Here is a 26560-nt window from a genome sequence, read left to right as displayed (position 1 = left end):
GCGGGTCCCGTTCGGTGGCGGTCCGTCTCTCGGCGAGGCCGTGCAGGAGGGCGACGACGGGGCTGTCGCCGCCGGTGTCCTCGTACTCGATGGTTCCCGCGGTCGGTTCGACGTCCGGCATCCGGGAGTCCCAGGTCTGCGGGCGCGTCAGGGCAGTACGGCGAATCCGTCGAGTTCCACCAACGCCCGTTCGTCCCACAGGCGTACGACCTCCACGACCGCCATCGCGGGGTAGTCGCGGCCGGCCAGCTCGCGCCAGGTGCGGCCGAGTCGCGCGGCGTGCGTGCGGTAGGCGGCGACGTCCGTGGCGTAGACGGTGACGCGGGCGAGGTCGGCCGGGGTGCCGCCGGCGGCGCGCAGGGCGGTGAGGAGGTTGGTGAGGGCCTGTTCGAACTGGGCGACGAGGGTGTCGCCGGTGACCTTGCCGTCGGTGTCGAGGGCGGTCTGGCCGGCCAGGAACACGACGCGGGTGCCGGTGGCGACGACGGCGTGGGAGAAGCCGGTGGGCGGGGAGAGTTCGGGCGGGTTGAGCCGTTCGGCGGTCATGCGCCGGCCTCCTCGGTCGTCGCGTCCAGGGTGCGGTACAGCTCCTTGGCGATGATGCCGCGCTGCACCTCGCTCGCACCCTCGTAGACACGCGGGCCGCGCACCTCCCGGTAGAGGTGTTCGAGGAGGTGGCCGCGGCGCAGGGCGCGGGCGCCGTGCAGTTGGACGGCGCGGTCGACGACGTACTGGGCGGTCTCGGTGGCGAGGAGCTTCGCCATCGCGGCGCGGCGCGGGACGTCCGGTGCGCCCTCGTCGTAGGCCGTCGCCGCCGCGTACACCATCAGGCGGGCCGCCTCGGTGCGCAGGGCCATCTCGGCGGTCTGGTGGGCGACGGTCTGCAGGTCGCGCAGTCTGCCGCCGAAGGCCTCGCGGGCGGTGGTGTGCGCGAGGGTGGCGTCGAGGGCCGCCTGCGCCATGCCGACGGCGAAGGCGCCGACACTGGGGCGGAACAGGTTGAGGGTGTCCATGGCGACGCGGAAGCCGCGGTCGACCTCGCCGAGGACGTCGTCGGCGGTGACGGGGACGGCGTCGAAGGCGAGGGCGCCGATGGGGTGCGGGGAGAGCATGTCGAGGGGAGTGCCGGTGAGGCCGGGGCGGTCGGCGGGCACCAGGAAGGCGGTGACGCCGCGGGCGCCGGCGCCGGGGGTGGTGCGGGCGAAGACGGTGTAGAAGTCGGCCTCGGGGGCGTTGGAGATCCAGCACTTCTCGCCGGTGAGCCGCCAGGCGGAGGGGCCGTCGCGGTCGGCGGCGAGGGAGGCGGAGGCCGGGGCCTGCCGGGCACCGGGCCCGTCGGCGTCCGGGGCCGGTCGACTCGCCTCCCGGCCCGGCCGTCCGGTGACAGGTGTTCCGGGGCCCGGTGGTCGGCTCGTCTCCGCGCCGCGCCCCGCTCCGGGCCTCGCGGTACCGGTACCGGGCCTTTCGGCCGTCGCGGTGTCGGGCGTCACGGGCCGCGTGGTGCCGGGCGCCCCGCGGCGCCCGGCGTACGCCGCTCCGGTCTCCACCGCGCCGGTGTCCTCAGGTCCCGCGTCCGGTTCCGCGCCCAGGCTCAGCGCGGCCGCGTCCGAGCCGGCGTCCGGCTCGCTGAGGGCGAAAGCGGCGACCGCGCTGCCGTCACTCACCCGGGGGAGCCAGCGGGCGCGCTGGGTCTCGGTGCCGTGGGCGTGGACGGGGTGCGCGCCGAGGCCCTGGAGGGCGAGCGCGGTCTCGGCCTCCGTGCAGGAGTGGGCCAGGGACTCGCGCATCAGGCAGAGGTCGAGGGCGCCCGAGGTGAACAGGCGGGGCAGCAGCCCGAGGGCGCCCAGTTCGACGAGGAGGGCGCGGTTGACGCGGCCCGGCTCGCCCTTCTCGGCCAGCGGGCGCAGCCGTGTGGCGGCCAGGGCGCGCACCTCGGCGCACCAGGCGAGTTGTGCCGGTTCGAGCGAGAATGCGGTCATCGACGGCCCCTTCCCCTGCCCTGTCCCCCGCCACGACGACCCCTGCCGCGTCCCGTGCTCCTGCCCGCCGGGCCACGCCCGAGGTTATCGCGCACCGTTGACTGTCGTCACCCTCACGATACGCTCGTTGCGCGAGCCCACCACGACACAGGGGGCGAACCGCCATGGCGCAGACGCATCGCGCGGAGCCGCACCGCTCCGGCCACGTCGACACCTTCGCGCGCGAGCATCTGCCGCCCCCCGACCAGTGGCCCGAGCTCCGCTTCGACCTGCCGGAGCTGCGCTACCCCGCCCGGCTGAACTGCGCGGCCGAGCTGCTCACCGGCCCGCCCGACGACCGCCCGGTCTTCCGCACCGCGTCCGGGGACGGCTGGACGTACGGGCAGTTGCGGGCCCGGGTCGACCGGGTCGCCCGCCTCCTCACCGGCGGCCTCGGTGTCGTCCCGGGCAACCGGGTGCTGCTGCGCGGCCCCACCACCCCGTGGCTGGCGGCCTGTTGGCTGGCGGTGCTGAAGGCGGGGGCGGGGGCGGTCACGGTGCTGGCCCAGCAGCGCCCGCCCGAGCTGCGCGCGATCTGCGCGATCGCCCGGGTGCGGCACGCGCTGTGCGACGTCCGGGCCGTCGACGACCTCGCCAAGGCGGAGATCCCGGGGCTGCGGATCACGACGTACGGCGGGGACGCGCCCGACGACCTGCTGACCCGCGCGGAGCCCGGCGCGGAGGCCGCCGGAACAACCGGTACGCGGGCGGGCACCGCACCTGACACCCCGTACCCGGCCGCGGACACCGCCGCCGACGACGTGGCGCTGATCGCGTTCACCTCCGGCACCACCGGACGGCCCAAGGGCTGCATGCACTTCCACCGTGACGTGCTGGCGATCGCCGACACCTTCTCCGCGCACGTGCTCAAGCCGCGTCCGGACGACCTCTTCGCGGGGAGTCCGCCGCTCGGCTTCACCTTCGGGCTGGGCGGGCTGGTGATCTTCCCGATGCGCGCCGGGGCGAGCGCGCTGCTGCTCGAACAGGCCGGCCCCCGGCAGCTGTTGCCCGCCGTCGCCGAGCACCGGGTGTCGGTGCTGTTCACCGCGCCGACGGCGTACCGTGCGATGCTCGACGAACTGGACGCGTACGACGTGACGAGTCTCAGGCGCTGCGTCTCGGCGGGCGAGAACCTGCCCGCGGCCACCTGGCGGTCCTGGCACGAACGCACCGGCCTGCGCATCATCAACGGCATCGGCGCAACCGAGCTGCTGCACATCTTCGTCTCCGCGGCGGACGACGGCATCAGGCCCGGCACGACCGGCGTCCCGGTCCCGGGGTGGCACGCCCGCGTGCAGGACGAGTCCGGAGCGCCGGTGCCCGACGGGGAGCCGGGGCTGCTCGCGGTGCGGGGCCCGGTGGGCTGCCGGTACCTCGCCGATCCGCGGCAGCGGGAGTACGTGCGGGGCGGCTGGAACATCACCGGTGACAGGTACGTGCGCGAGCCCGACGGGTACTTCCGGTACGTCGCCCGCGCCGACGACATGATCATCTCCGCGGGGTACAACATCGCCGGGCCGGAGGTGGAGGACGCGCTGCTGCGTCATCCGGACGTGAGGGAGGCGGCCGTCGTGGGCCGGCCCGACGCGCACCGCGGGCAGGTCGTGGTCGCCCATGCCGTACTGCGGGAAGGTGCCGAGCGGGACGCCGACGCACTGCGCGCCTTCCTCAGGTCCGAGGTCGCGCCGTACAAGTGCCCGCGCGAGATCCACTTCGCGGACGCCCTGCCGCGCACGGCGACCGGCAAGCTCCAGCGCTACCGGCTACTGCCGCAACCGCAGCCGCAGCCGCAGCCGCCCGATCATCCCCGGGGCGACCAGGCATGATGCCGACGACATAAGATGATCAATGTGTCCGACCAGCACGTGCAGCACGCCCCGAGGTCCCTGATCGTCACGCTCTACGGCGCGTACGGCCGCTTCGCGCCGGGCCCGGTACCCGTCGCCGAGCTGATCCGGCTGCTGGCCGCGGTCGGGGTGGACGCCCCCTCCGTGCGTTCCTCGGTGTCCCGGCTGAAGCGGCGCGGGCTGCTGCTGCCCGCGCGCACCGCCGAGGGCGCGGCCGGCTACGAACTCTCCGTTGAAGCCCGTCAGTTGCTGGACGACGGGGACCGGCGCATCTACGCCACGGCGCCCTACGAGGACGAGGGCTGGGTGCTCGCGGTGTTCTCGGTGCCGGAGTCGGAACGGCAGAAGCGGCACGTGCTGCGCTCCCGCCTCGCCGGACTCGGCTTCGGCACGGCGGCCCCCGGCGTGTGGATCGCCCCGGCCCGCCTGTACGAGGAGACCCGGTACGCGCTGGGCCGCCTGGGACTGGACTCCTACGTGGACTTCTTCCGCGGTGAGCACCTGGGCTTCACGCCGACCGCCGAGGCGGTGGCCCGCTGGTGGGACCTGGCCGCGGTCGCCAAGGAGCACGAGGCGTTCCTCGACCGCCACGCGCGCGTGCTGCGCGACTGGGAGCGACGGCCGGACACCCCGCCGGAGGCGGCCTACCGCGACTACCTCCTCGCCCTGGACTCCTGGCGCCACCTGCCCTACGCCGACCCGGGTCTGCCCTCCCGGCTGCTGCCCGATGGGTGGCCCGGCACGCGCTCGGCGGCCGTCTTCCACGCCTTGCACGAACGGCTGCGCGACGCGGGGGCGGTCTACGCGGCACTCGACACCTCACGGTGACTCCTGTCACATTTGTCGCCGCTCAAGGAACCCTCAGCCTTCTCAGACCCTCTTCTCAGATTCGTCACCTACCGTGCGGACACATGAGCCTCGCACGTAACTTGAACCGGGCCCTCACCGTCACCACCGGCCTCCAGATACGGAGAGCTCCCCAGAGAGCGAGGGGGAAGAAGGCGTCCGCCGCGCCGGAAGCGGCCGAGCGGCCCGTGCCCGCCTACCGATGTCCGTCGGCCGAGGAGCTGGCGACCGAGCGGCTGCTGCGGCAGCCCGTCTTCATCATCTCCTCCATCCGCTCCGGCTCCACCCTGCTGCGCATGATGCTGGGCGCCCACCCGCGGCTGCACGCGCCGCACGAGCTGCACCTCGGCCGGATGGAGGTCGTCTGCACCAACTGGTTCTCCCAGCGCGCGATGGGCACCCTCGGCCTGGACCGCGGTGACCTGGAGCACCTGTTGTGGGACCGCGTGATGCACCGGGAGCTGACCCGGTCCGGCAAGGACTTCGTCGTGGAGAAGACCCCGGCCAACGTCTACATGTTCCAGCGACTGAAGGACTGCTGGCCCGACGCGCGCTTCGTCTTCCTGCTGCGCCACCCCGAGTCGATCGCCCGCTCCTGGCACGAGAGCGACCCCGTCAAGCGGCCGTACGACAAGGCCGTGGGCGACGTGCTGCCCTACGTGCGCGCCGTCGAGGAGGCCCGCGCGGCCGACGCCGACGGCTTCACGGTGCGCTACGAGGACATCACCGCCGACCCCGAGCGGGAGATGCGCCGACTGTGCGCGTTCCTCGGTGTCGACTACGACCCGGCCATGCTCGACTACGGCAGGAAGAGCGACGGCGAGCTGGTCCGGGGCCTCGGTGACTGGCGGGACAACATCCGCACCGGCACGGTCCAGCCGGGCCGCGCCCTGCCCGCCGAGGAGGAGATCGCCGAACCGCTGCGTCCGGTGAGCGCGGCCTGGGGTTACACGTCCTGACGCCCGCCGTGCAGCGTGAGTCCGGGCCTGAGGGCGTCGGTGCGGCCGGTGACCGGGCGGCGGCTGCCCGCCCGGTACGGGGCGGGCCAGACGACGCCCGGCCCTTCGTAGTCCTGCTCGGCCGCGGCGTGCAGGGTCCAGTGCGGGTCGTAGAGGTGGGGGCGGGCGAGGGCGCACAGGTCGGTGCGGCCGGCCAGGATCAGCGAGTTCACGTCGTCCCAGGAGGAGATCGCGCCGACGGCGATCACCGGTACGCCGGCCTCGTGCCGGATGCGGTCCGCGTACGGGGCCTGGTAGGAGCGCCCGAACTCGGGCCGTTCGTCGGACACGACCTGCCCGGTGGACACGTCGACGGCGTCGGCGCCGTGCGCCGCGAAGGCACGGGCGACTGCCACGGCCTCCTCGGGGGTCGTGCCGCCCTCGGCCCAGTCCGTGGCGGACACGCGTACGGTCATGGGCCGGTCCTCGGGCCACACGCCGCGCACGGCGTCGAAGACCTCCAGCGGGAAGCGGAGCCGGTTCTCCGGTGAGCCGCCGTAGGCGTCGGTGCGGCGGTTGGTGAGCGGGGAGAGGAAGCCGGAGAGCAGGTAGCCGTGGGCGCAGTGCAGTTCCAGCAGGTCGAAACCGGCCCGAGCGGCGCGGGCGGCGGCGGCCGTGAACTGCTCCCTGACGTCCGTCAGCTCCGCCCGGGACAGCTCGCGCGGGACCTGGCCACCCGGTTTGTACGGCAGCGGCGAGGGTGCGACCAGGGGCCAGTTGCCCTCGGGGAGCGGTTCGTCCATGCCCTCCCACATCAGCCGGGTCGAGCCCTTGCGGCCGCTGTGCCCGAGCTGCACGCCGATCGCGGTGCCGGGCGCCCGCGCGTGCACGAAGTCCGTGATCCGCCGCCACGCCTCGGCCTGCCGTGCGGTGTACAGGCCCGCGCAGCCGGGGGTGATGCGGCCCCGCTCGCTGACGCACACCATCTCGGTCATCACCAGTCCGGCGCCGCCCAGCGCCCTCGCCCCGAGGTGGACGAGGTGGAAGTCACCGGGGACGCCGTCGGTGGCCGAGTACATGTCCATCGGGGAGACGACGACGCGGTTGCGCAGGGTCAGGCCGCGCAGCCGGAACGGGGTGAACATCGGCGGGGTGCCGGGCGGGCAGCCGAACTCGCGCTCGACGGACTCGGTGAAGCGGGGGTCGCGCAGCCGCAGGTTGTCGTGGGTGACGCGGCGGCTGCGGGTGAGCAGGTTGAACGCGAACCGGCGGGGCGGCTGGTCGACGTACCTGGACAGGTCCTCGAACCATTCCAGGCTGGCCTTGGCCGCCCGCTGTGTGGAGGCGACGACGGGGCGACGCTCCTCCTCGTAGGCGGTGAGCGCATTTTCGAGGGTGGGCTGTTCCTCCAGGCAGGCGGCGAGCGCGAGGGCGTCCTCCACGGCGAGCTTGGTGCCGGAGCCGATGGAGAAGTGGGCGGTGTGGGCGGCATCGCCGAGGAGGACCACGTTGCCGTGCCACCAGCGTTCGTTGACGACCGTGCGGAAGGTGGTCCACGCCGACTTGTTGGACTTCAGCGGCCGGCCGCCGAGGGCGTCGGCGAAGATCTTGGCGCAGCGTGCGGTGGACTCCGACTCGTCCAGCTCGTCGAAGCCGGCCCCCTCCCAGACCTCCTCGCGCATCTCGACGATGACGGTCGAGGCGTCGGGCGCGTAGGGGTAGCCGTGCAGTTGCATCACGCCGTGCTCGGTCTCGGCGGTGTCGAAGCGGAAGGCTTCGAAGGCGAAGTCGGCGGCCAGCCAGATGTAGCGGCAGCGGTGGGTGGTGAGGCGGGGGCGGAACGCGTCGCGGTAGGTCTCACGGGTGGTGCTGTGCACGCCGTCGGCGGCGACGACCAGGTCGTACTCGCGCGCGAGCCGGTCGGGGTGCGGGGCCTCGGCGCGAAAGCGCAGGTCGACGCCGAGGGAGCGGCAGCGGTCATGCAGGATCTCCAGGAGGCGGCGGCGGCCGAGGGCGGCGAAACCGTGCCCTGTGGAGGTCTGGCGGGTTCCTCGGTGGACGATGTCGATGTCGTCCCAGCGCACGAAGTCGGCCTTGAGGGCCGCGTGGACGGCCGGGTCGGCGTGTCCGATGCCGCCGAGGGTCTCGTCGGAGAGGACGACCCCGAAGCCGAAGGTGTCGTCGGGGGCGTTGCGTTCCCAGACGGTGACCTTGCGGTCGGGGGCGAGGCGTTTGAGGAGGGCGGCGGTGTAGAGGCCGCCGGGGCCGCCGCCGATGATCGCGACGCGGTGGGGGCGGCTTGTCGTCGCGGGCGAGTGCGGCGTCGTCGTGGTTGCTCGCCCCCCGCGGCGGAGCCGCGTGTCGACGCCGTCCCGCGCCCCTGGGATCGGCACGCTTCCCTGGGGTGAAGACATCCCCTACCTCCCTCGCCACTTCGGGGGGCGTTTCTCCGCGAAGGACGCGTGGAACTCCGCGTAGTCCTCGCCGTTCATCAGAAGGGCCTGGGTGGAGGCGTCCAGTTCCACCGCCGCCGCCAGAGGCATGTCCAGTTCGGCGGTGAGGAGGGCCTTGGTCTGAGCGTGCGCGAGGGCCGGGCCGTCGGCGAGGCGGCGGGCGAGCGCGGCGGCGGCCTCGTCGGCGCGGCCCTCGTCGGTCAGCTCGCTGATCAGGCCGATTCGCTCGGCCTCCGGCGCCCGCACCGGGTCGCCGAGCATCAGCAGCCGGGTCGCGTGCCCCAGGCCGACCACCCTCGGCAGCAGGTACGCCGCGCCCATGTCGCCGCCGGAGAGGCCGACGCGGGTGAAGAGGAAGGCGAAGCGGGCGGACGGGTCGGCGACGCGGAAGTCGGCGGCCAGCGCGAGGACCGCTCCCGCCCCGGCGGCGACGCCGTGCAGCGCGGCGATCACCGGGAACGGGCACTCCCGCACGGCCCGCACCACCTGGCCCGTCATGCGGTTGAAGTCGAGGAGCTGGGCGGTGTCCATCGACAGGGTCGCGCCGATGATCTCGTCGACGTCGCCGCCCGAGCAGAAGCCGCGCCCCTCCCCGGCCAGTACCAGGGCCCGTACGGACCGCTCCCGGGACAGCTCGGCGAGCAGGTCCCGCAGGTCGGCGTAGGCCTCGAAGGTGAGCGCGTTGAGCTTGTCGGGGCGGGCGAGGGTGACGGTGGCGACGCCGTCGGTGAGATCGACGCGAAGGTGCCGCCAGTCGGGGGTGGGGGCGGCGGAGCCGGTGAAAGGACTCATGACACTCGAAGTTATCACCGTTCTGTGACTGTCGTCACTGGTACGCGATAGACCTCTGAGTGCGGGGACTGCGGCGCCGGGCCGGAGGTCCCGGCGGTGCCCGTCGAACGGCTCTGCCGGGTGGCGCCGTACCATTCATAAGGTTGAAAGCAGGACAGAACTGTCTGCTCCACGAAACGGACCGACCGTGCACGATCACCCTTCAGCCCCGGCCTCCTGGCGCATCGCACTTCCGCACTCCGCAGCGGCCGTGCCGGTGGCCCGTGCCCTGGTGCGTACGGCGCTGGCCGAGCTGGAGCACACGGCCGACGGAGACACCGCCGAGCTGCTCACGGCGGAGCTGGTGGCCAACGCCGTCGAGCACACCGCGGGCGGCTCGCCGATCGAGCTGGTCGTGGAGCTGATGCCGACCAGCTGCCAGGTGGAGGTGCACGACCCGGATCCGGCACCGCCCGGCGACCTGACCCGCCCCGGCAAGGAGCCGCCGGACCCCTGGCAGGAGCACGGGCGCGGTCTGCTGCTGATCCGCGCCCTGAGCTCGTCCTGCGGTCACCGGCCCACCGGGGCGGGCAAGGCGGTCTGGTTCAGGCTTCCTGCGGTACCCGCTCAGCGGGGTCCCGCGGAGTGACGTCCGCGCCCGTCCGGGCCAGGCGGGAGTGCCGGCGGCCGTAGGCGCTGTACACCAGCAGGCCCAAGGCGAGGAACACCGCGAACTGGAGCCAGGTCGCCCCGCCCGTCTCGTACACCAGGTAGAGGCAGAAGCCGACGCCGAGCAGCGGCGTCACCGGGTACAGCGGCACACGGAAGGTGCGGGCGAGGCCGGGCTCGCGGCGGCGCAGCGCGATCACCGCGACGTTGACGGCGGCCATGGTCGCGAGGGTGCCGATGGTGCACAGGTTCACCACCGCGTCCAGCGGGGCGAAGGCCGCGGGGAGGGCGAAGACCACGCCGACGATCAGGGTGCCGGCGACGGGGGTCGCGGTGCGCGGCGAGACCTTCTCGAAGACGCGAGGGATCAGGCCGTCCCGGGACATGGACATCAGGATGCGGGTCTGGCCGTACATCACGGCGAGCACCACGGAGGCGATGGCGACGACCGCGCCGAAGGCGACCACGCCGCCGCCGACCGTGGAGCCGGTGACCTGGTTGACGACGTAGGACAGCGCGGCGGGCCGGTCACCGACCGCGTCCCCGCCGACCGCGCCGATCGCGGCGACGGCGACCGCGCAGTACAGCAGGGTGACCAGGCCGATGCAGACCAGGATCGCGATGGGGATGTCCCGGCGCGGGTTCTTGGCCTCCTCGCCGGCCGTGGTGATCGCGTCGAAGCCGATGTACGAGAAGAAGGCGGCCGTGGTGCCGGCGCCGATGCCGCCGAGGCCGGCCGGGGAGAACGGGCTGAGGTTGCCGTCCTCGAAGGCGTAGAAGCCGATGGCGCAGAAGGCGATCAGGACGGCGAGCTTGAGAACGGCCATCGCGGCCGTGGCGCGGGCGCTCTCCCGTACGCCGCGCACCAGGAGCACGCAGGCCAGAGCGATGACGATGACCGCGGGGAGGTTGACCGCGCCCCCGTCGCCGGGGCCGGCGGAGAGCGCGTGCGGGAGCTGGACGCCGAGGACGCTGTCGAGCAGTTCGTTGACGTACTGGCTCCAGCCGACGGCGACCGCGGAGACGGAGACGCCGTACTCCAGCAGCAGGCACCAGCCGACCAGGAAGGCGGTCCGCTCCCCGAGGCCGGCGTAGGCGAAGGAGTACGAGGAGCCGGAGACCGGGATCGCGCCGCCCAGCTCGGCGAAGGCGAACGCGGTGAAGACGCAGGTGATCGCCGCCAGGACGAAGGAGACCACGACGGCGGGGCCGGCCTCGGCGACCGAGTCGGAGAGCCCGACGAAGATGCCGGTGCCGACGATCGCGCCGACGCCGAAGCAGACGAGCTGGAACAGCCCCATCGTGCGCTTCAGGCCGTGGCCTTCGCGGTCGGCGCCGGATTCGGCGACCAGGAGGTGGGGGGACTTGACGCGGGAAGCGGGCATTGCGGGTGGTGCTCGTTTCTGGTGGTGCGGGGGGCGCGACGGTGGTCGCGGCCGACGGCACCGGAAGGGGTGGCTCCGGGGCCGTCGGTCAGGATAACGGCCCTGGTCAGGCCAGCGTGGCGACGAGGACGGCCTTGATGGTGTGCAGCCGGTTCTCCGCCTCGTCGAAGACGACCGAGTGCGCGGACTCGAAGACCTCGTCCGTGACCTCCAGGGAGTCGAGCCCGTGAGTCTCGAAGATCTCCTGGCCGACCTTGGTGCCCAGGTCGTGGAAGGCGGGCAGGCAGTGCAGGAACTTCACGTCCGGGTTGCCGGTGGCGCGCAGGACGTCCATGGTCACCGCGTACGGGGCCAGGGCCTTGATCCGCTCGGCCCATACCTCCTTGGGCTCGCCCATGGAGACCCAGACGTCGGTGACGACGAAGTCGGCGCCGCGCACCCCCTCGTCCACGGTCTCGGTGAGGGTGACGCGCGCCCCGCTGGTCTCGGCGAGCGCCTTCGCCCGGTCGACGACCTCCTGGGCGGGCCAGTAGGCCTTCGGGGCGACGATGCGCACGTCCATGCCGAGCAGGGCGCCGGTGACCAGGTAGGAGTTGCCCATGTTGAAGCGGGCGTCGCCGAGGTAGGCGAAGGCGATCTCGTGCAGGGGCTTGTCGCTGTGCTCGGTCATGGTGAGCACGTCGGCGAGCATCTGGGTGGGGTGCCAGTCGTCGGTCAGGCCGTTGTAGACGGGGACGCCGGCGAAGGCGGCGAGCTCCTCGACCTTCTGCTGGCTGTCACCCCGGTACTCGATCCCGTCGAACATGCGCCCCAGCACCCGCGCGGTGTCCTTCACGGACTCCTTGTGGCCGATCTGCGAACCGGCGGGGTCGAGGTACGTCGTCGAGGCGCCCTGGTCGGCGGCAGCGACCTCGAACGCGCACCGGGTGCGCGTCGAGGTCTTCTCGAAGATCAGCGCGATGTTCTTGCCCTGGAGGTACCGCGTCTCGGCCCCGGCCCTCTTGTCGGCCTTCAGCTCCGCGGCCAGCCCGACCAGGCCGCGGAACTCCTCCGCGGTGAAGTCGAGTTCCTTGAGGAAGTGGCGTCCGGCGAGGGCGATCGGGACTGTCGCCATGGGGTGCTCCAGAGGTACGTGGGACGGGACTCAATGGAACAGTATACGAGAGATTGAATTCTTATACGGACTGACGGTCCACCGGGCAGCTCATGCAGCGCGGGCCGCCCCTGCCCCGGCCCAGCTCGCTGCCCGGGATCTCGATCACCTCGATGCCCTGTCTGCGCAGGTGGGTGTTGGTGGTGGAGTTCCGCTCGTAGGCGACGACGACGCCCGGCTCGACGGCCAGCACGTTGCAGCCGTCGTCCCACTGCTCGCGCTCGGCGGCGTGGACGTCCTGGGTCGCGGTCAGCACCCGGATCTCGTTGAGGCCGAGCCCCGCGGCGATCGCGCGGTGCATGTGCTCCGGCGGATGGTCGGTGACCTTCAGCTCCTTCTCCCCCACGCCCGGCTCGATGGTGTAGGAGCGGAGCATGCCGAGCCCGGCGTACTGGGTGAAGGTGTCCCCGTCGACCATCGTCATCACGGTGTCCAGGTGCATGAAGGCCCGTCTCTTCGGCATGTCGAGGGCCACGATGGTGCGTGCGGACCCCGCCGCGAACAGCTTGTGCGCGAGCATCTCCACGGCCTGCGGCGTGGTCCGCTCGCTCATACCGATGAGGACGGCGCCGTTTCCGATGACGAGGACGTCCCCGCCCTCGATCGTGGAGGGGTAGTCGGCCTGCCCCTCGGACCAGACGTGGAAGCTCTCGTCCCGGAAGAGCGGATGGTGCCGGTAGATCGCCTCGAAGTGGACGGTCTCCCGCTGCCGGGCGGGCCAGCGCATGGCGTTGATGGAGACTCCGTCGTAGATCCAGGCCGAGGTGTCCCGGGTGAAGAGGTGGTTCGGCAGCGGGCCGAGCAGGAAGTCGTCCAGCTCCATTGCGTGGAAGCGCACGGAGGTCGGCTCCGGGTGCGCTTCCAGGTACTCCCGCTTGGTCATGCCGCCGACCAGGGCCTCGGCGAGATCGCGGGCGGGCAGCGTCTCGAAGGAGGCCCGGAGGTGGTCCGTGGCCAGTACCCCGTACTCCTTCTCGTCGAAGACCCGGTCCAGGACGAGCCGGCGGGCGGCCGGGACGTCCAGGGTCTCGGTGAGCAGGTCGCCGAAGAGGTGCACCGCCACCCCGCGGTCGCGCAGCACGTCGGCGAACCCGTCGTGCTCGGCGCGCGCCCGGCGCACCCAGAGCACGTCGTCGAAGAGGAGGGCGTCCTTGTTGCTGGGGGTGAGCCTTTTGAGCTCGAGATCCGGCCGGTGCAGGATGACGCGGGTGAGCCGCCCGGCTTCGGAGTCGACTTGGAATCCCATGACTCCATCCTGACCATTCGGGCGCCTGTTCACCCCTTGCTCGCGCAGACCCGTGTGCTCCCGGCCTCCCGCCGGGCCGACCCGGGCGTCGAGCGCCCGGCCGCGGGTGGATCGGTTCCGGGCGGGTGGGGGTCCGGCGGGGCTCCGCCATCCGCCGGACCCCCGGGTTCACAGTCGCGGGTCCACCGGCTCCGACTCCAGAGCCAGGACGCCGAAGACCGCCTCGTGCACCCGCCACAGGGGCTCGCCGCCCGCGAGGCGGTCCAGGGCCTCCAGGCCCAGTGCGTACTCGCGGAGGGCGAGGGAGCGCTTGTGCCCCAGGGACCGCTGCCGCAGCCGGGCGAGGTTGTCGGGGCGCGTGTACTCCGGGCCGTAGATGATCCGCAGGTACTCCCGGCCCCGGCACTTGATGCCCGGCTGCACCAGGCGGCCCTCGGCGTCGCGCACCAGCGCGCCGACCGGCTTGACGACCATGCCCTCGCCGCCGCGGCCGGTCATCTCCAGCCACCAGTCGACGCCCGCCGAAACCGACTCGGGGTCGCCGGTGTCGACGTACAGCCGCCGGGTGGTCCGCAGCAGGCCGCTGCCGTCGTGCTCGACGAGCCGGTCGATGAGGGCGAGCTGCTCGTCGTGCGGCAGGGCGGCCAGACTGCGGCCCTGGACGGCGAGTATCTGGAACGGCGCCATGTGGACACCGTCCAGGCCGTCGGTGGGCCAGCAGTAGCGCCGGTACGCGTCGGTGAACGCGGCGGCGTCGGCGGAGCGGGCACGCTGGCGGACGAGGAGGTCGGCGACCTCGACGCCGCGCGCGGCGGCGCCCTCCAGTGCGGCCAGCGCGTCCGGGAACACCGCGCCGGAGGCCGCGCCCACGGCGGCGTACTGGGAGCGGAGCAGCCCGGAGGCCTTCAGGGACCAGGGCATCAGCTCGGTGTCCAGCAGCAGCCAGTCGGTGGCCAGTTCGTCCCACAGGCCGGCCTCGCCGACGGCGGTGCGCAGACGGTCGAGGATCGCTTCGGTGACGGACGCGTCGTCGATGAAGGGGCGGCCGGTGCGGGTGTAGAGGGAACCGGTCGGGCCTCCCCCACTCCCGGCTGCGCTCGAGCGGGAGGCGCCCCCGACGCCGAAGCGGGTACGCGCCGTCTCCGCGTCGCGGCACACCAGGGCCACGGCCCGCGAGCCCATGTGCTTCTCCTCGCACACGACCCGCGCCACCCCGTCCGCCGCGTACTGCGCGAACGCCTCCTTCGGGTGCTCCAGGTAGCCGTCGACCCCCGAGGTGGCGGTCGGTGCCATGGTCGGCGGGAGGTACGGCAGCAGCCGGGGGTCGGTCGCGAAGCGGCTCATGACCTCGAGGGCCGCCGCCCCGTTCTCCTCGCGCACGGTGATCCGGCCGGCGTGCCGGGTCTCGACCACTCGGCGGCCGTGCACGTCGGCCAGGTCGAGCGGTCGGCCGTCGTGCCCGCCGGGCGCCTCGGTGCGCAGTGGCTTGGCCGGCTCGTACCAGACCCGCTCGGCCGCTACGTCGACCAGTTCGCGCTCCGGCCAGCGCAGCGCGGTGAGCTTGCCGCCGAAGACGGCGCCGGTGTCCAGGCAGATGGTGTTGTTGAGCCAGGTGGCCTCGGGGACCGGGGTGTGGCCGTAGACGACGGCCGCGCGACCCCGGTAGTCCTCGGCCCACGGGTAGCGCACCGGCAGTCCGAACTCGTCGGTCTCGCCGGTGGTGTCGCCGTACAGGGCGTGGGAGCGGACCCGGCCGGAGGTGCGGCCGTGGTACTTCTCGGGCAGGCCCGCGTGGCAGACCACCAGCTTGCCCCCGTCGAGGACGTAGTGGCTGACCAGGCCGTCGATGAACTCCCGCACCTCGGCGCGGAACTCCTCGCTCTCGCCGTCCATCTGCTCGATCGTCTCGGCGAGTCCGTGGGTGCGCTGGACCTTGCGGCCCTTGAGGTGGCGCCCGTACTTGTTCTCGTGGTTGCCGGGGACGCACAGGGCGTTGCCCGACTTCACCATGGACATCACGCGGCGCAGGACGCCGGGGCTGTCCGGGCCGCGGTCGACCAGGTCGCCGACGAAGACGGCGGTGCGGCCGTCGGGGTGGACGCCGTCCGCGTAGCCGAGCCTGCCGAGCAGGGTCTCCAGCTCGGAGGCGCAGCCGTGTATGTCGCCGATGATGTCGAAGGGGCCGGTGAGGTGGGTGAGGTCGTTGAAGCGCTTCTCGGTGACGACGGTGGCGTGCTCGACCTCGGCCACCCCGCGCAGCACGTGCACCTTGCGGAAGCCCTCGCGTTCCAGGTGGCGCAGTGAGCGCCGCAGTTCGCGGGTGTGCCGCTGGATGACCCGGCGGGGCATGTCGGCGCGGTCGGTGCGGGCGGCGTTGCGCTCGGCGCACACCTGCTCGGGGACGTCGAGGACGACGGCGATGGGCAGCACGTCGTGCTTCCTGGCCAGGTCGATCAGCTGACGGCGGGCCTCCTGCTGCACGTTGGTCGCGTCGACGACGGTGCGGCGGCCGGCGGCGAGGCGCTTGCCGGCGATGTAGTGCAGGACGTCGAAGGCGTCCCGGCTGGCGTTCTGGTCGTTCTCGTCGTCGGCCACCAGGCCCCGGCAGAAGTCGGAGGAGATGACTTCGGTGCGCTTGAAGTGGCGCCGGGCGAAAGTGGACTTGCCGGAGCCGGAAGCACCGATCAGCACGACGAGGGAGAGGTCGGTGACCGGCAGGGCGCGGCCCCGCGCGGTGGTGCCGGTGGTGTCGGTGGTGGTCATGCGGCCTTCGCCTCCTTCTCGGCCGTGGACGCGGTCGGGGTCGGGGTCGAGGTGGTGGGCGTGGTCAGGGTGAACACGGCCATCTGGGTGGGCGGGCCCACCTCGGGGTCGTCGGGGCCGACGGGGCGGAACTCGACGGTGTACCGGTGGCGTTCGGCGACCGCGTCGGCCCAGGTGCGGAACTCCTCGCGGGTCCACTCGAAGCGGTGGTCGCGGTGGCGGACGTGGCCGGCCGGCAGGGTGTCCCAGCGCACGTTGTACTCGACGTTCGGTGTGGTGACGACGACGGTGCGGGGGCGGGCCGAACCGAACACGGAGTACTCCAGGGCGGGCAGCCTCGGCAGGTCGAGGTGTTCGATCACTTCGCTGAGCACGGCGGCGTCGTAGCCCCCCAGGCGCTTGTCGGTGTAGGCGAGCGAGCCCTGGAAGAGGTTGACGCGCGCTGCCTGCCGCTCGCCCATGCGGTCCAGGCCGAGACGCCGGGACGCGATGGTGAGGGCGCGCACGGAGACGTCCACGCCGACTATTTCGGTGAACCGCGGCTCCTTGAGCAGTTCGCGCACCAGGTGGCCCTCGCCGCAGCCGAGGTCGAGGACACGGGCGGCGGCGCCGTCGCGGAGCGCGGTGAGGATGGCCTCGCGGCGCAGTACGGCGAGCGGGGTCGGCTTCTCCTCCTGCTCGGCCTCCGCCTCGACGGCGTTGTCGATCTCCTCGACGTCGCTGTCGTCGGTCTCGGCGAGCCGGATCAACTCCAGCCGTTCCATCGCCTCACGGGTCAGGGACCAGCGGCGGGACAGATAGCGGCTCGTGATCAGCCTCTGCTCCGGGTGGCCGGGCAGCCAGCCCTCGCCGGCCCGCAGCAGCTTGTCGACCTCGTCCGGGGCGACCCAGTAGTGCTTGGCGTCGTCGAGCACCGGGAGCAGGACGTACAGGTGACGCAGGGCCTCGGCGAGGGTGCGGCTCGCGGACTCCAGTTCGAGGCGGACGTAGCGGGAGTCGCCCCACTCGGGGAACTGGGTGTCGAGCGGGACGGTCTCCGCGGTGACCGCCCAGCCGAGCGGTTCGAACAGGCGCCGTACGAGGTCGGGGCCGCCGCGAGCGGGCAGCGCCGGAATCCGGACGCGCAGCGGCAGCGGCTCGGCGGCGCGCTCGGGGCGGGCCTTGCAGACGCCGCGCATGGCGCTGGAGAAGACGTTGCTCAGCGCCACTGCGAGGAGTGAGGAGGCCGCGTAGGGGCGGTCGTTGACGTACTGCGCGAGTGCCGCGTCGGGGGCGCCGCCGCGGCCCTTGCCCTTGCCGCGCCTGACCAGGGCCACCGCGTCGACCTCCAGCAGCAGCGCCGCCGTGCAGCGCTGCTCCTCCGCCTCCGGGTAGAGCACGTGGGCCGTGCCGAAGGAGGTGGTGAACGCCTGCGCCTTGTCGGGATGCTTGTGCAGCAGGACACCGAGGTCGGTCGCTGGGCGGTCGGGGGTACCGGTGGTGGTGAGGGTCAGGAACATGGGGAGGGCCTCTCCGGCCGGGTGGATGTGACGGGTGCCGTACGCGCGGGAGCCCCCGGGTCGGTGTTCCCCGGGGGCTCCGGCAGGACGGTCACACCATCGCACAGGGCGGGTGACCGGCGCCTTCGGTTATCCGCGCGGCGGTCTCAGACCAGTTGGGACTGGACCTGGGAGGAGATCAGCTCAAGGTGGTCCAGGTCGTCGAGGTCCAGGATCTGCAGGTAGATCCGCTGGGCGCCGACCGCGGCGTACCGGCCGATCTTGTCGACGACCTCGGCCGGGGAGCCCGCCAGGCCGTTGGCCTTGAGCTCGTCGACCTCGCGGCCGATGACGGCGGCGCGGCGGGCGACCTCGGCGTCGTCCTTGCCGACGCAGGCGACGAGGGCGTTGGAGTAGGTGAGGGCGTCCGCCGGGCGGCCGGCCTCTTCGGCGGCGGCCCGCACCCGGCCGAACTGGCGCTCGGTGTCCTCGATGGAGGCGAAGGGGATGTTGAACTCGTCGGCGTACCGTGCGGCGAGGCGCGGGGTGCGGGTGGCGCCGTGGCCGCCGATGAGCACCGGGACCTTCGCCTGCGCGGGCTTGGGCAGCGCAGGCGACTCGGTGAGGTCGTAGAACCTGCCGTGGAAGTCGAAGGTCTTGCCGATCTCGGTGGCCCACAGGCCGGTGACGATCTCGAGCTGCTCTTCCAGGCGGGCGAACTTCTCCCTCGGGAAGGGGATGCCGTACGCCTTGTGCTCCTCCTCGAACCAGCCGGCGCCGAGGCCGAGTTCGACGCGGCCGCCGGACATCTGGTCGACCTGGGCGACCTGGATGGCGAGGACGCCGGGCAGCCGGAAGGTGCCGGCGGTCATGAGGGTGCCGAGCCGGATGCGCTCGGTCTCGCGGGCGAGGCCGGCCAGGGTGATCCAGGCGTCGGTGGGGCCGGGGAGGCCGTCGACGGAGCCCATGCGGAGGTAGTGGTCGCTGCGGAAGAAGGCGTCGAATCCGAGGTCCTCGGTGGCCTTGGCGACGGTGAGCAAGGTGTCGTAGGTGGCCCCCTGCTGGGGCTCGGTGAAGATGCGGAGATCCATGTCTCCATCCTGCCTGCTCGGTGCGGGTCCGCCGCACCGGCTCCGGCCGCCCCGGGGTGTTCTCGGACCTCCTAGGGTGAATTCGCGTCAACCGCGGGCCGGTGCGCGGCCGGGCCAGTGACCGGGCCGGACGGTGATCGTTTGCCGGGGCGGAGCCGGATCGTCCGGCATCCGCGCCGGGCGTGTGCGCCGGTGCGTCAACCGTGTCGGCCTCCCCGTGGGGGCCGGGGCCGAGGAGGCCGCCATGTCCGAAGAGAGCGTGCCCCGGCAGGACGGGGCGGATACCCGGCCGCACGGGCTGCTCCGGCAGATGCAGGAGCTGATGGCGGCGCTGAACGCGGACCTGTCGGCCCTGGACGCCGGCCTCCAGTCGGCGGGGCCCGGAGGGGCCGGCCGACGAGGAGCGGCGCGACGACTGGGGCTGTACGCGGGTGCGAGTGGCGGGTGTCGTGTCTAGCCCGCCTCCCGCTCCGGTAAGTCCGCGTCCCGGTCGGCCAGTTTGCGCAGCATCTCCAGGACCCGGTCCCGGGACTCGTCCGCCGCGTCGATGGCCTCCATGCACTGCCAGTACGTGGCCTCGTCGTCCGCCGCGCAGGCCGCACCGACCAGGGCGATGCCGGTCTCGCCGAGCAGGGTGCCGAGCCGCATCAGCGCCTGGCGGGCGTCGCCCAGTTCGGTCAGCTGGGCGGCGCGCAACTCGTCCGGCGCCAGCTCGGGGGTGCGCAGCACTCCGCAGCCGCGGCCCGCCAGCTCCGTCAATCCGATCGCCTCGCCGCGCAGTTCGGGTGGTCCGTAGACCGCCAGCCGACTGCCGATCGCCTGCGCCAGGGCCTGCACCTGCCATACCTCCGTCAGGATGTCCGGCACCTCGCCGCCGGCTGCCAGGGCACGCCCACTCGTCACGATGAGCCGCACAGCGTCCATGCGCTGCCCCCGTCTGTGTCCGACGCGCACACGGCGCGTCCGCCCGAACTCCGTTGTTCACTACCCAGAGTGAAGGCGTGTGGGACGAAAAGCCAGAGGAAGGCGGAAATCTTCGGACAACAAATTGATTTCCAGCCCGTTAACGACTGCGTAGAGTGATAACGGAGGTGGCCCCTCCTCCTCGCTCAGCCTTCCGGTTCCCCACGCACCGGAAACCTGAGCTCGTTCCGCTCGATCTTGGCCTCCAGAGCGGCCAGCGGGTCGACGCCCAGCACCTCGCAGAACTGGAGCAGGTACGCCAGCACGTCGGCGACCTCGTCCCGGACCCGGTGCGCGGTGTCCGGGTCGGTCATGACGCGGGCCGACTCCTCCGGCGTCAGCCATTGGAAGATCTCGACGAGTTCGGAGGCCTCCACGCTGAGCGCGGCGACCAGGTTCTTCGGGGTGTGGTACGGCTGCCACTGCCGCGCGGCCGCGAACTCGGCCAGCCTGCGCTGCAGTACCGCGAGGTCCAGGGGTTGCTCGGTCACGGCTCCAGGTGTACCACCGTGACGCCGTCCGCCCCGGCCGCCCACGAGGCGTCGGCGACGGCCGCGACGAGGCGGATGTGCCCGCGGTCGCACATCCGGGCGGCGAGCCGCAGCAGTTCCGCCCGCTGCCGCACGTCCATGCCGCGGTCGAAGCCGTCGGCGAGGACGGTGAGCGTCTGGAGCGCGGCGGGCACCTCGCCGGCCGGGTCGACCTCCAGCACCCCGGGCCCGGTGAACAGGACCAGCGCGAGGGCGAGGTAGCGCAGCTCGCCGTAGCCGAGCCGGGCCAGTCCGGTGCGGGTTCCGTCGCCCCGGTCCAGCAGGGCGCGGACGACGCCGCCGACGGACGGCTCGGCCAGGACGTCCGCGACGGGCCCCGCACAGCCGTCGCGTACCGCGGCGACGAACTGCGCGTGCCGCCGTCCGCACTCGGTGCGGGTGCGCCACAGCACGTCGGCGAGGTTGTCGCAGCCGCTGAGCAGTCGCCCGGAGCCGGTGGGCACGGGTTTCCGCATCCGGCCGGGTCGCGGATCGCAGGCGAAGACGGACCGCAGGGCGACCACCATCTGCTCCGCCGCGGCCAGCACTTTGCGCTGCCCGTCCGTCTTTCCCGCCACCCTGAGCGGCAGCAGCGGGGTGCCGAGCCGGTCGTCCGGCAGCGGGGCCCGGGTCACGGGCGACGGCCCGGCCGTGTGCCAGGCCGCCTGCACGGCGCGGCGACCGGGGTCACGCAGGGCCGTCTCCAGCAGGACGACCCCGTCGGCCGTCAGCCGTTCCCCCACGATGCGCAGCTCGGGCTCCGCCTGCACGGCGACGTCCAGGTGGACCGGGCCCGCCGCTCCGTCGGCCGTGCAGCCGATGCGGAAGCCGCGGCGGCGCTGGGCGTCGGGCCGGGCCCGCTCGGGCACGCAGGCCACCGGCTCGGGGAACGCCACCGCGAGCTCGGCGCCGCCACCGAGCCGGGCCAGCGCGTCGTACGCCCTGAGGGCGGTGGTCTTGCCGCAGCCGCTGGGGCCGGCGAGCACGGTGAGCGGCCCGAACGGCAGCACGGCGCGCCGGTGCCCGGCGAAGGCGGACAGCCGCAGTTCGGTGACGCGGGGCCGGTTCGGGAGCGGGGTGACGGAGGCCGTCGACGCAGGTGGCGCTGCCATGGTCGGACCGTATGACCGCGCCGTACGCCGAACCGTTTTGCCCGGAAGGCGTTCCTACGATCGGGGGACGCGGTCGTCAGGACCGGGCGGGCGCGTCACACTCCGGGGACGTCCGCGGCCCCCTCCATCAGCCCGTTCACCTCGGTCCCGGCCGGGGTGAGCAGGAAGACGTTGCGGTCCACCCGATGCATCCCGCTGGCCAGGCCGAAGACGACGCCGGTGCTGAAGTCCAGGACCCGCTTGGCGACCTCCGTCTCCGCGCTGGTCAGGTCCAGAAGGACCGGAATGCCCGCCATCAGTGTCTCGGCGACCTCGCGGGCGTCCGCGAACACGTTGACCCGAAGCACGACGAACCGGCGGCGGGTCTCCGTCACCGCCTCCGGCAGCGCCCGGTGCCCGACCGAGGACGGCCAGGCGTCGCGCCCGCGCAACGGAACGACCTGGGCGAGCCCTTCCCACTGTTCATCGGTGACGTCGTGGCTGTTCACCGGTTCCCCCGAAATCCACTCGCCTTCATTGCGTGCACCAGCCAATTCTTACGCCAAGTCACCCGTTCGGCCCAACACCGACACGGTTCGCGACGCTCCGTGTCCGGCGGTTGCCGCCGCAGGGGCCGGGGTACTCAGCGATGGCCGCACCACGCGCGCCGCCGTTGCCGCGCCGACAGCCGAAGGAGTCTCCCATGGAGGCGCACGGCAAGGCCGTCGACAGCATCGCCAGCCCGGAGGTGCTGCTCCACGACGGCACGCGCTTGGGCTGCGGCGAGACGAGCGACGAGGAGTACGCCCGGATGGAGCGCCAGGGGGACAAGCCCGGCTGAGAGCGGCACACGCGCCCGTCGGGGCGGGAGGCCCGCTTGTCACCACCCTTGCGGGAGCACTACCGTCATCACGCCTTGGTGAACGGGAAATCCGGTGTGATGCCGGTGCGGCCCTCGCCACTGTGAATCGGGAAGTCCGGCTCCGGCCCTCGCGGGCAGCCACTGGGTCATGCGTGACCCGGGAAGGCGGAGCACGGGCGGTGGTACCCGTAAGCCAGGAGACCGGCCAAGGCGCGTCGTCCATCCACGAGGTGCTGGAGAGGGTCTGCCGAGTCATGCACATAGCCGAGGGCTTTCTGCCACCGGCGCACGCGATCGCCTGGGGTGTCGCGTCCGCGCCGTTCGTCGTCCACGGAGCACGGTCACTCACCCGCGAGGTCAGGGAGCACCCGGAGAGCACCTTGCTCCTCGGCGCCTCCGGAGCCTTCACGTTCGTCCTGTCGGCCCTGAAACTGCCCTCTGTCACCGGGAGTTGTTCGCACCCGACCGGCACCGGTCTGGGCGCGATCCTGTTCCGCCCGCCGGTCATGGCGGTGCTGGGCACCATCACCCTGCTCTTCCAGGCGCTGCTGCTCGCGCACGGCGGGCTGACCACGCTCGGCGCCAACGTCTTCTCGATGGCGATCGCCGGCCCCTGGGCCGGATACGGCGTCTACCGGCTGCTGCGCCGGTACGACGTGCCGCTGATGGTCACCGTGTTCGCCGGCGCGTTCGTCGCCGACCTGTCGACGTACTGCATCACCAGCGTGCAGCTGGCGCTCGCCTTCCCCGACCCGATCAGCGGGTTCCCGGGCGCGCTCGGCAAGTTCGGGGCCGTCTTCGCCGTGACGCAGATCCCGCTGGCGGTGAGCGAGGGCCTGCTCACGGTGATCGTGATGCGGTTGCTGGTGCAGTCCAGCAAGGGCGAACTGACCCGGCTGGGCGTGCTGCTGACCAAGACGCGGACCGAGAAGCAGGCGGTGGCCCGATGAGCCGCAACGCGAGGATCAACGCCCTGCTGCTGCTCGCCGTGGCGGCGCTCGCGGTGCTGCCGCTGGTGCTGGGGCTCGGCGACCACAAGGAGGAGCCGTTCGCCGGTGCCGATGCGGAGGCGGAGACGGCGATCACCGAGATCGAACCGGACTACGAGCCGTGGTTCTCCCCGCTGTACGAACCTCCGTCCGGGGAGATCGAGTCGGCACTGTTCGCCCTGCAGGCCGCGATCGGCGCGGGCGTGCTGGCCTACTACTTCGGGCTGCGCCGGGGGCGCCGGCAGGGCGAGGAGCGGGCGTCGGCGACGCCGAGGCACTTCCCCGCGGCGGATGCCCCCGAGGAGGACTTCCCTGGGGGAGACTCCTCCGGAGGGAGCTCCCGCGGGGTGAACTCCACCGGAGGGAACTGAGTGCTGCCGATCGACGCCGCGGCGCACAGCAGTCGCTGGCGCCGCCGGCATCCCGTGGACAAGGCCGTGCTGGGGCTGGGTCTGACCGTGTTGGCGATCTCGCTGCCGCCCTGGCCGGGCGCGGCGCTGGTGCTGGTGGCGGCGCTCACCGTGCTGCTCGGCCCGGCGGGTGTGCCGTGGCGGCGGCTGTGGCGGGCATACCGGGTGCCGCTGGGCTTCTGTGTGACGGGGGCGCTGCCGCTGCTCGTGCGGGTCGGGGGTCCGGGCGGGTTCCTCGCGGCGGCGGACGGCGGACCGGAGCGCGCGGGTGAGCTGCTGCTGCGCACCTCGGCGGCCTCGCTCGGAATGCTGCTGTTCGCGTTCACCACGCCCGTGTCCGACCTGCTGCCCCGGTTGGTGCGGGCCGGGGTGCCCGCGCCGGTGGTGGACGTGGCCCTGGTGACGTACCGGATGAGTTTCCTGTTGCTGGACTCCGTGCGCCGGGTGCGTCAGGCGCAGGCGGCGCGGCTGGGGCACACCACCCGGGCCGCCGCCTGGCGGTCGCTCGGCGGGCTGGGGGCCACGGCGTTCGTGCGGGCCTTCGACCGGGCGGCGCGGCTCCAGTCCGGGCTCGCCGGGCGCGGCTACGACGGGACCCTGCGCGTGCTGGTGCCCGAGACGCGCGTGTCGGTGCCGTTCACGGCGGCGAGCGTCGCGCTGCTGGCGGCGCTGGCCGCCCTCACCCTCGTACTGGAAGGACCGCTGTCATGAGCGAACCGGCGCAGTCACCGCACCCCCCTGCCCCGGTCGCCCTGCGGGGCGCGTCCTTCGCGTACGAGGAGGGGCCGGACGTGCTCACCGGCCTGGACTTCGCGGTGCGCGAGGGGCGCGCCCTGGCGCTGCTGGGGCGCAACGGCAGCGGCAAGACCACGCTGATGCGGCTGCTCAGCGGCGGACTCCGGCCGCGCGCCGGGCGGTTGACGGTCGACGGTGAGCCGGTGACGTACGACCGCAGGGGCCTGACCCGGCTGCGGACCACCGTGCAGCTGGTGGTGCAGGATCCGGACGACCAGCTCTTCGCGGCGTCCGTGGCGCAGGACGTGTCCTTCGGGCCGCTGAACCTGGGCCTGTCCGACGCGGAGGTCCGCTCCCGGGTGGACGACGCGCTCGCCGCGCTGGACATCACCGCGCTGGCCGACCGGCCCACCCACCTGCTGTCCTACGGGCAGCGCAAGCGGGCCGCGATCGCCGGTGCGGTGGCGATGCGGCCCCGGGTGCTGATCCTGGACGAGCCGACCGCCGGGCTCGACCCGGACGGGCAGGAGCGGCTGCTCGCCACCCTGGACGGGCTGCGCGCGGGCGGCACCACGGTGGTGATGGCCACCCACGACGTCGACCTCGCCCTGCGCTGGTCCGACGACGCCGCGCTGCTCACCCCGACCGGCGTGCACACCGGCCCGACGGCCTCGACGCTTGCCCGCACCGAGTCGCTGCGGCGGGCCGGGCTGCGCCTGCCGTGGGGCGTGGCGGCGGCCCGGGTGCTGCGCGCGCGGGGGCTGCTGGCGGACTCGGCGGCGGGCCCGCGCACCGCCGAGGAGCTGGCCGCGCTGACCGCGGCGGCCGAGTGACGGGCGGCTTCGAGGCAATCCTCGCGCCGCTCGCGCTGGGCTGCGTCGTCCAGGCCGGCTGAACGGCACGGCACGGCGCAACGACGTCCAGCCTCTCGCCGCCGCCCGGCTACTCGCGCCCGCCCCCGCGCGCCCGTCCGCCCCGCCGTACGGCGGCGAGTGCGGCCAGCACCGTTCCGACGGCCACCACCAGCAGTCCGCGCAGCCACACCTCCGCCTCGATCTGCGTGGCGAGCGCGACGCAGGAGGCCGCGCCCAGCACGGGGAGCACGGTCGGCGCCCGGAAGTGGTCCGCCTCGCCGCGGTCGTCGCGGCGCAGGACGAGTACGGCCGTGTTGACCATGAGGAAGACCACGAGCAGCAGGAGGACCAGGGTGGACGCCAGGGTGGCGACGCTGCCGGTGAGGGCGAGGAGCATCGACAGCAGGGTCGTGACCGCGATCGCGGCCCACGGCGTGCGGCGGCCCGGCAGCACCTTGGTCAGCGCGGCGGGCAGCAACCCGTCCTTGGCCATGCCGTAGGCCAGGCGGGAGGACATGATGCCGGTGAGCAGCGCCCCGTTCGCCACCGCGACGAGGGCGATGGCGCTGAACAAGCGGGTCGACACACCGCCGGCCTCCTCGACGACCTCCAGCAGCGGTCCGCTCGACCCCGCCAGCCGGGCCGTCGGGACGGCGACCGACGCGGCGACGCCCACCAGCACGTACACGGCGCCGGCGGTGGCGAGGGCGCCGAACAGGGCACGCGGGTAGGAGCGGCGGGGGTCGCGCGTCTCCTCGGCGACGTTCACCGAGGTCTCGAAGCCGACGAAGGAGTAGTACGCCAGCACGGAACCGCTCAGTACGGCCGCCGCGGCCCCCTTCTCCGGTGTGCCCAGCTGTCCCAGCCGCCCCACGTCGCCGTCACCCCGCAGCAGCAGCCAGCCACCGAGGGCGACGATGACCAGGAGGCCGCCGACCTCGACGACGGTGGCGGCGACGTTGGCCCGGGTGGACTCCTTGATGCCCCGGGCGTTGACCAGCGCCAGCACGGCGAGGAACAGCACGGCGACGAGGCCCACGGGCAGGGTCACGAACTCCGACAGGTAGTCGCCGCCGAAGCCGCGGGCCAGCGCGGCCACGGAGACGATGCCGGCGGCCAGCATGCAGAAGCCTGCGACGAACCCGGCGAACGGCCCGAAGGCGCGGGTGGCGTAGTGGGAGGCGCCGCCCGCGCGGGGGTACTTCGTCGCCAGCTCGGCGTAGGAGGCGGCGGTCAGCATCGCCAGCAGCAGCGCGACGGCCAGCGGCACCCACACCGCTCCCCCGGCGTCGGCGGCCACCTGTCCGACCAGGACGTAGACGCCGGCGCCGAGGACGTCGCCGAGGATGAAGAAGTACAGCAGCGGAGTGGTCAGCGCGCGTTTGAGCGCGGGACTGCCGGGGGTGTCCGCCGGGGGTCGGGTTTCGAGTCTCGCCATGGCGCCTCAGGTTTCCCGTACGGCGGGAAG

Annotated in this window: 25 protein-coding genes and 1 riboswitch; of the genes, 10 read left to right on the top strand and 15 right to left on the bottom strand. The window is 73.1% G+C overall.

Annotated features, from left to right (window positions below; all coding sequences use genetic code 11):
- Nucleotides 1-147: 147 nt before the first annotated feature.
- The gene (locus IE142_RS24970; RefSeq protein ID WP_191887833.1) at nt 148-546 is read right to left on the bottom strand and encodes a RidA family protein; all 399 of its coding nucleotides are present in this window, start codon (nt 544-546) and stop codon (nt 148-150) included.
- A complete protein-coding gene (locus IE142_RS24965) occupies nt 543-1979 on the bottom strand; it encodes an acyl-CoA dehydrogenase family protein (RefSeq protein WP_191887832.1) in 1437 nt (478 codons plus the stop codon). The genes IE142_RS24970 and IE142_RS24965 overlap by 4 nt, the downstream gene beginning before the upstream one ends.
- 164 nt (nt 1980-2143) lie before the next feature.
- Between IE142_RS24965 and IE142_RS24960 the strand changes: the two genes are divergently transcribed.
- From IE142_RS24960 to IE142_RS24950, 3 genes are all read left to right on the top strand, one after another.
- Nucleotides 2144-3844 carry an AMP-binding protein gene (locus IE142_RS24960; RefSeq protein WP_229830856.1) on the top strand — a complete coding sequence of 567 codons (1701 nt, stop codon included), beginning with the start codon at nt 2144-2146 and terminating at the stop codon, nt 3842-3844.
- 15 nt (nt 3845-3859) lie between these two features.
- Nucleotides 3860-4693, top strand: a complete 834-nt coding sequence (locus IE142_RS24955) for a PaaX family transcriptional regulator (RefSeq protein WP_191887831.1) — start codon at nt 3860-3862, stop codon at nt 4691-4693.
- A gap of 83 nt (nt 4694-4776) precedes the next feature.
- Nucleotides 4777-5670, top strand: a complete 894-nt coding sequence (locus IE142_RS24950; protein ID WP_191887830.1) for a sulfotransferase family protein — start codon at nt 4777-4779, stop codon at nt 5668-5670.
- Here the strand turns inward: IE142_RS24950 and IE142_RS24945 are convergent.
- Together IE142_RS24945 and IE142_RS24940 are read right to left on the bottom strand one after the other, a co-directional pair.
- On the bottom strand, nt 5658-8063 hold the full coding sequence (locus IE142_RS24945; protein WP_191887829.1) for a bifunctional salicylyl-CoA 5-hydroxylase/oxidoreductase: 2406 nt from the start codon (nt 8061-8063) through the stop codon (nt 5658-5660). The two genes, IE142_RS24950 and IE142_RS24945, sit on opposite strands and share 13 nt — an antisense overlap.
- Nucleotides 8064-8066: 3 nt before the next feature.
- A complete protein-coding gene (locus IE142_RS24940; RefSeq protein WP_191887828.1) occupies nt 8067-8894 on the bottom strand; it encodes an enoyl-CoA hydratase family protein in 828 nt (275 codons plus the stop codon).
- Between the two features lie 187 nt (nt 8895-9081).
- Here IE142_RS24940 and IE142_RS24935 point away from each other — a divergent pair, with 187 nt between their 5' ends.
- Nucleotides 9082-9522 (top strand): ATP-binding protein, encoded by a 441-nt coding sequence (locus IE142_RS24935; protein WP_191887827.1) that lies wholly within the window; start codon nt 9082-9084, stop codon nt 9520-9522.
- Here IE142_RS24935 and IE142_RS24930 read toward each other — a convergent pair.
- The 6 genes from IE142_RS24930 to IE142_RS24905 form a co-directional block, all read right to left on the bottom strand.
- The gene (locus IE142_RS24930; protein WP_191887826.1) at nt 9479-10927 is read right to left on the bottom strand and encodes an amino acid permease; all 1449 of its coding nucleotides are present in this window, start codon (nt 10925-10927) and stop codon (nt 9479-9481) included. The two genes, IE142_RS24935 and IE142_RS24930, sit on opposite strands and share 44 nt — an antisense overlap.
- 106 nt (nt 10928-11033) lie before the next feature.
- The gene (gene argF, locus IE142_RS24925; protein WP_191887825.1) at nt 11034-12041 is read right to left on the bottom strand and encodes an ornithine carbamoyltransferase; all 1008 of its coding nucleotides are present in this window, start codon (nt 12039-12041) and stop codon (nt 11034-11036) included.
- 61 nt (nt 12042-12102) lie between these two features.
- On the bottom strand, nt 12103-13326 hold the full coding sequence (locus IE142_RS24920) for an arginine deiminase (RefSeq protein ID WP_191887824.1): 1224 nt from the start codon (nt 13324-13326) through the stop codon (nt 12103-12105).
- 168 nt (nt 13327-13494) lie between these two features.
- The gene (locus IE142_RS24915) at nt 13495-16089 is read right to left on the bottom strand and encodes a polynucleotide kinase-phosphatase (RefSeq protein WP_191887823.1); all 2595 of its coding nucleotides are present in this window, start codon (nt 16087-16089) and stop codon (nt 13495-13497) included.
- Nucleotides 16086-17588, bottom strand: coding sequence for a 3' terminal RNA ribose 2'-O-methyltransferase Hen1 (locus tag IE142_RS24910; RefSeq protein ID WP_191887822.1), 1503 nt, complete (start codon nt 17586-17588; stop codon nt 16086-16088). The genes IE142_RS24915 and IE142_RS24910 overlap by 4 nt, the downstream gene beginning before the upstream one ends.
- A gap of 146 nt (nt 17589-17734) precedes the next feature.
- A complete protein-coding gene (locus IE142_RS24905) occupies nt 17735-18658 on the bottom strand; it encodes an LLM class F420-dependent oxidoreductase (RefSeq protein ID WP_191887821.1) in 924 nt (307 codons plus the stop codon).
- Nucleotides 18659-18902: 244 nt separating this feature from the next.
- Between IE142_RS24905 and IE142_RS24900 the strand changes: the two genes are divergently transcribed.
- Nucleotides 18903-19115: a hypothetical protein gene (locus IE142_RS24900; RefSeq protein ID WP_191887820.1), complete on the top strand. Its 213-nt coding sequence runs from the start codon at nt 18903-18905 to the stop codon at nt 19113-19115.
- On the opposite strand, the gene IE142_RS24895 is transcribed toward IE142_RS24900, so the two are convergent.
- From IE142_RS24895 to IE142_RS24880, 4 genes are all read right to left on the bottom strand, one after another.
- Nucleotides 19112-19582, bottom strand: a complete 471-nt coding sequence (locus IE142_RS24895; RefSeq protein ID WP_043378771.1) for a DUF6099 family protein — start codon at nt 19580-19582, stop codon at nt 19112-19114. The two genes, IE142_RS24900 and IE142_RS24895, sit on opposite strands and share 4 nt — an antisense overlap.
- Nucleotides 19583-19767: 185 nt before the next feature.
- Nucleotides 19768-20112 (bottom strand): nucleotide pyrophosphohydrolase, encoded by a 345-nt coding sequence (locus IE142_RS24890; RefSeq protein WP_191887819.1) that lies wholly within the window; start codon nt 20110-20112, stop codon nt 19768-19770.
- Nucleotides 20109-21263: an AAA family ATPase gene (locus tag IE142_RS24885; protein ID WP_191887818.1), complete on the bottom strand. Its 1155-nt coding sequence runs from the start codon at nt 21261-21263 to the stop codon at nt 20109-20111. Before IE142_RS24885 ends, IE142_RS24890 begins: the two co-directional genes overlap by 4 nt.
- Before the next feature lie 95 nt (nt 21264-21358).
- Nucleotides 21359-21751 carry a cell division protein SepF gene (locus IE142_RS24880; RefSeq protein WP_191887817.1) on the bottom strand — a complete coding sequence of 131 codons (393 nt, stop codon included), beginning with the start codon at nt 21749-21751 and terminating at the stop codon, nt 21359-21361.
- Between the two features lie 140 nt (nt 21752-21891).
- Here IE142_RS24880 and IE142_RS24875 point away from each other — a divergent pair, with 140 nt between their 5' ends.
- The 5 genes from IE142_RS24875 to IE142_RS24855 all read left to right on the top strand — a co-directional run bounded on the left by IE142_RS24875 (nt 21892) and on the right by IE142_RS24855 (nt 25071).
- On the top strand, nt 21892-22083 hold the full coding sequence (locus IE142_RS24875; RefSeq protein ID WP_191887816.1) for a hypothetical protein: 192 nt from the start codon (nt 21892-21894) through the stop codon (nt 22081-22083).
- A gap of 59 nt (nt 22084-22142) precedes the next feature.
- Nucleotides 22143-22328: riboswitch (cobalamin riboswitch) on the top strand.
- A 30-nt stretch (nt 22329-22358) separates the two neighbouring features.
- Nucleotides 22359-23054 (top strand): energy-coupling factor ABC transporter permease, encoded by a 696-nt coding sequence (locus IE142_RS24870; RefSeq protein ID WP_191887815.1) that lies wholly within the window; start codon nt 22359-22361, stop codon nt 23052-23054.
- Nucleotides 23051-23464, top strand: coding sequence for an energy-coupling factor ABC transporter substrate-binding protein (locus IE142_RS24865; RefSeq protein WP_191887814.1), 414 nt, complete (start codon nt 23051-23053; stop codon nt 23462-23464). Before IE142_RS24870 ends, IE142_RS24865 begins: the two co-directional genes overlap by 4 nt.
- On the top strand, nt 23465-24214 hold the full coding sequence (cbiQ, locus tag IE142_RS24860) for a cobalt ECF transporter T component CbiQ (protein WP_191887813.1): 750 nt from the start codon (nt 23465-23467) through the stop codon (nt 24212-24214).
- Entirely contained in the window at nt 24211-25071 is an 861-nt protein-coding gene (locus IE142_RS24855; protein ID WP_191887812.1) for an ATP-binding cassette domain-containing protein, read from the top strand. The genes cbiQ and IE142_RS24855 overlap by 4 nt, the downstream gene beginning before the upstream one ends.
- A gap of 109 nt (nt 25072-25180) precedes the next feature.
- Here IE142_RS24855 and IE142_RS24850 read toward each other — a convergent pair whose 3' ends face one another.
- Nucleotides 25181-26530: an APC family permease gene (locus IE142_RS24850; RefSeq protein ID WP_191887811.1), complete on the bottom strand. Its 1350-nt coding sequence runs from the start codon at nt 26528-26530 to the stop codon at nt 25181-25183.
- Nucleotides 26531-26560 lie beyond the last annotated feature (30 nt).

The sequence above is a fragment of the Streptomyces mutabilis genome (assembly GCF_014649815.1).
Taxonomy (GTDB): Bacteria; Actinomycetota; Actinomycetes; order Streptomycetales; family Streptomycetaceae; genus Streptomyces; species Streptomyces mutabilis.
Note: the sequence above shows the minus strand (reverse complement) of the source record. Positions and strands in the feature narration are given on the sequence as shown.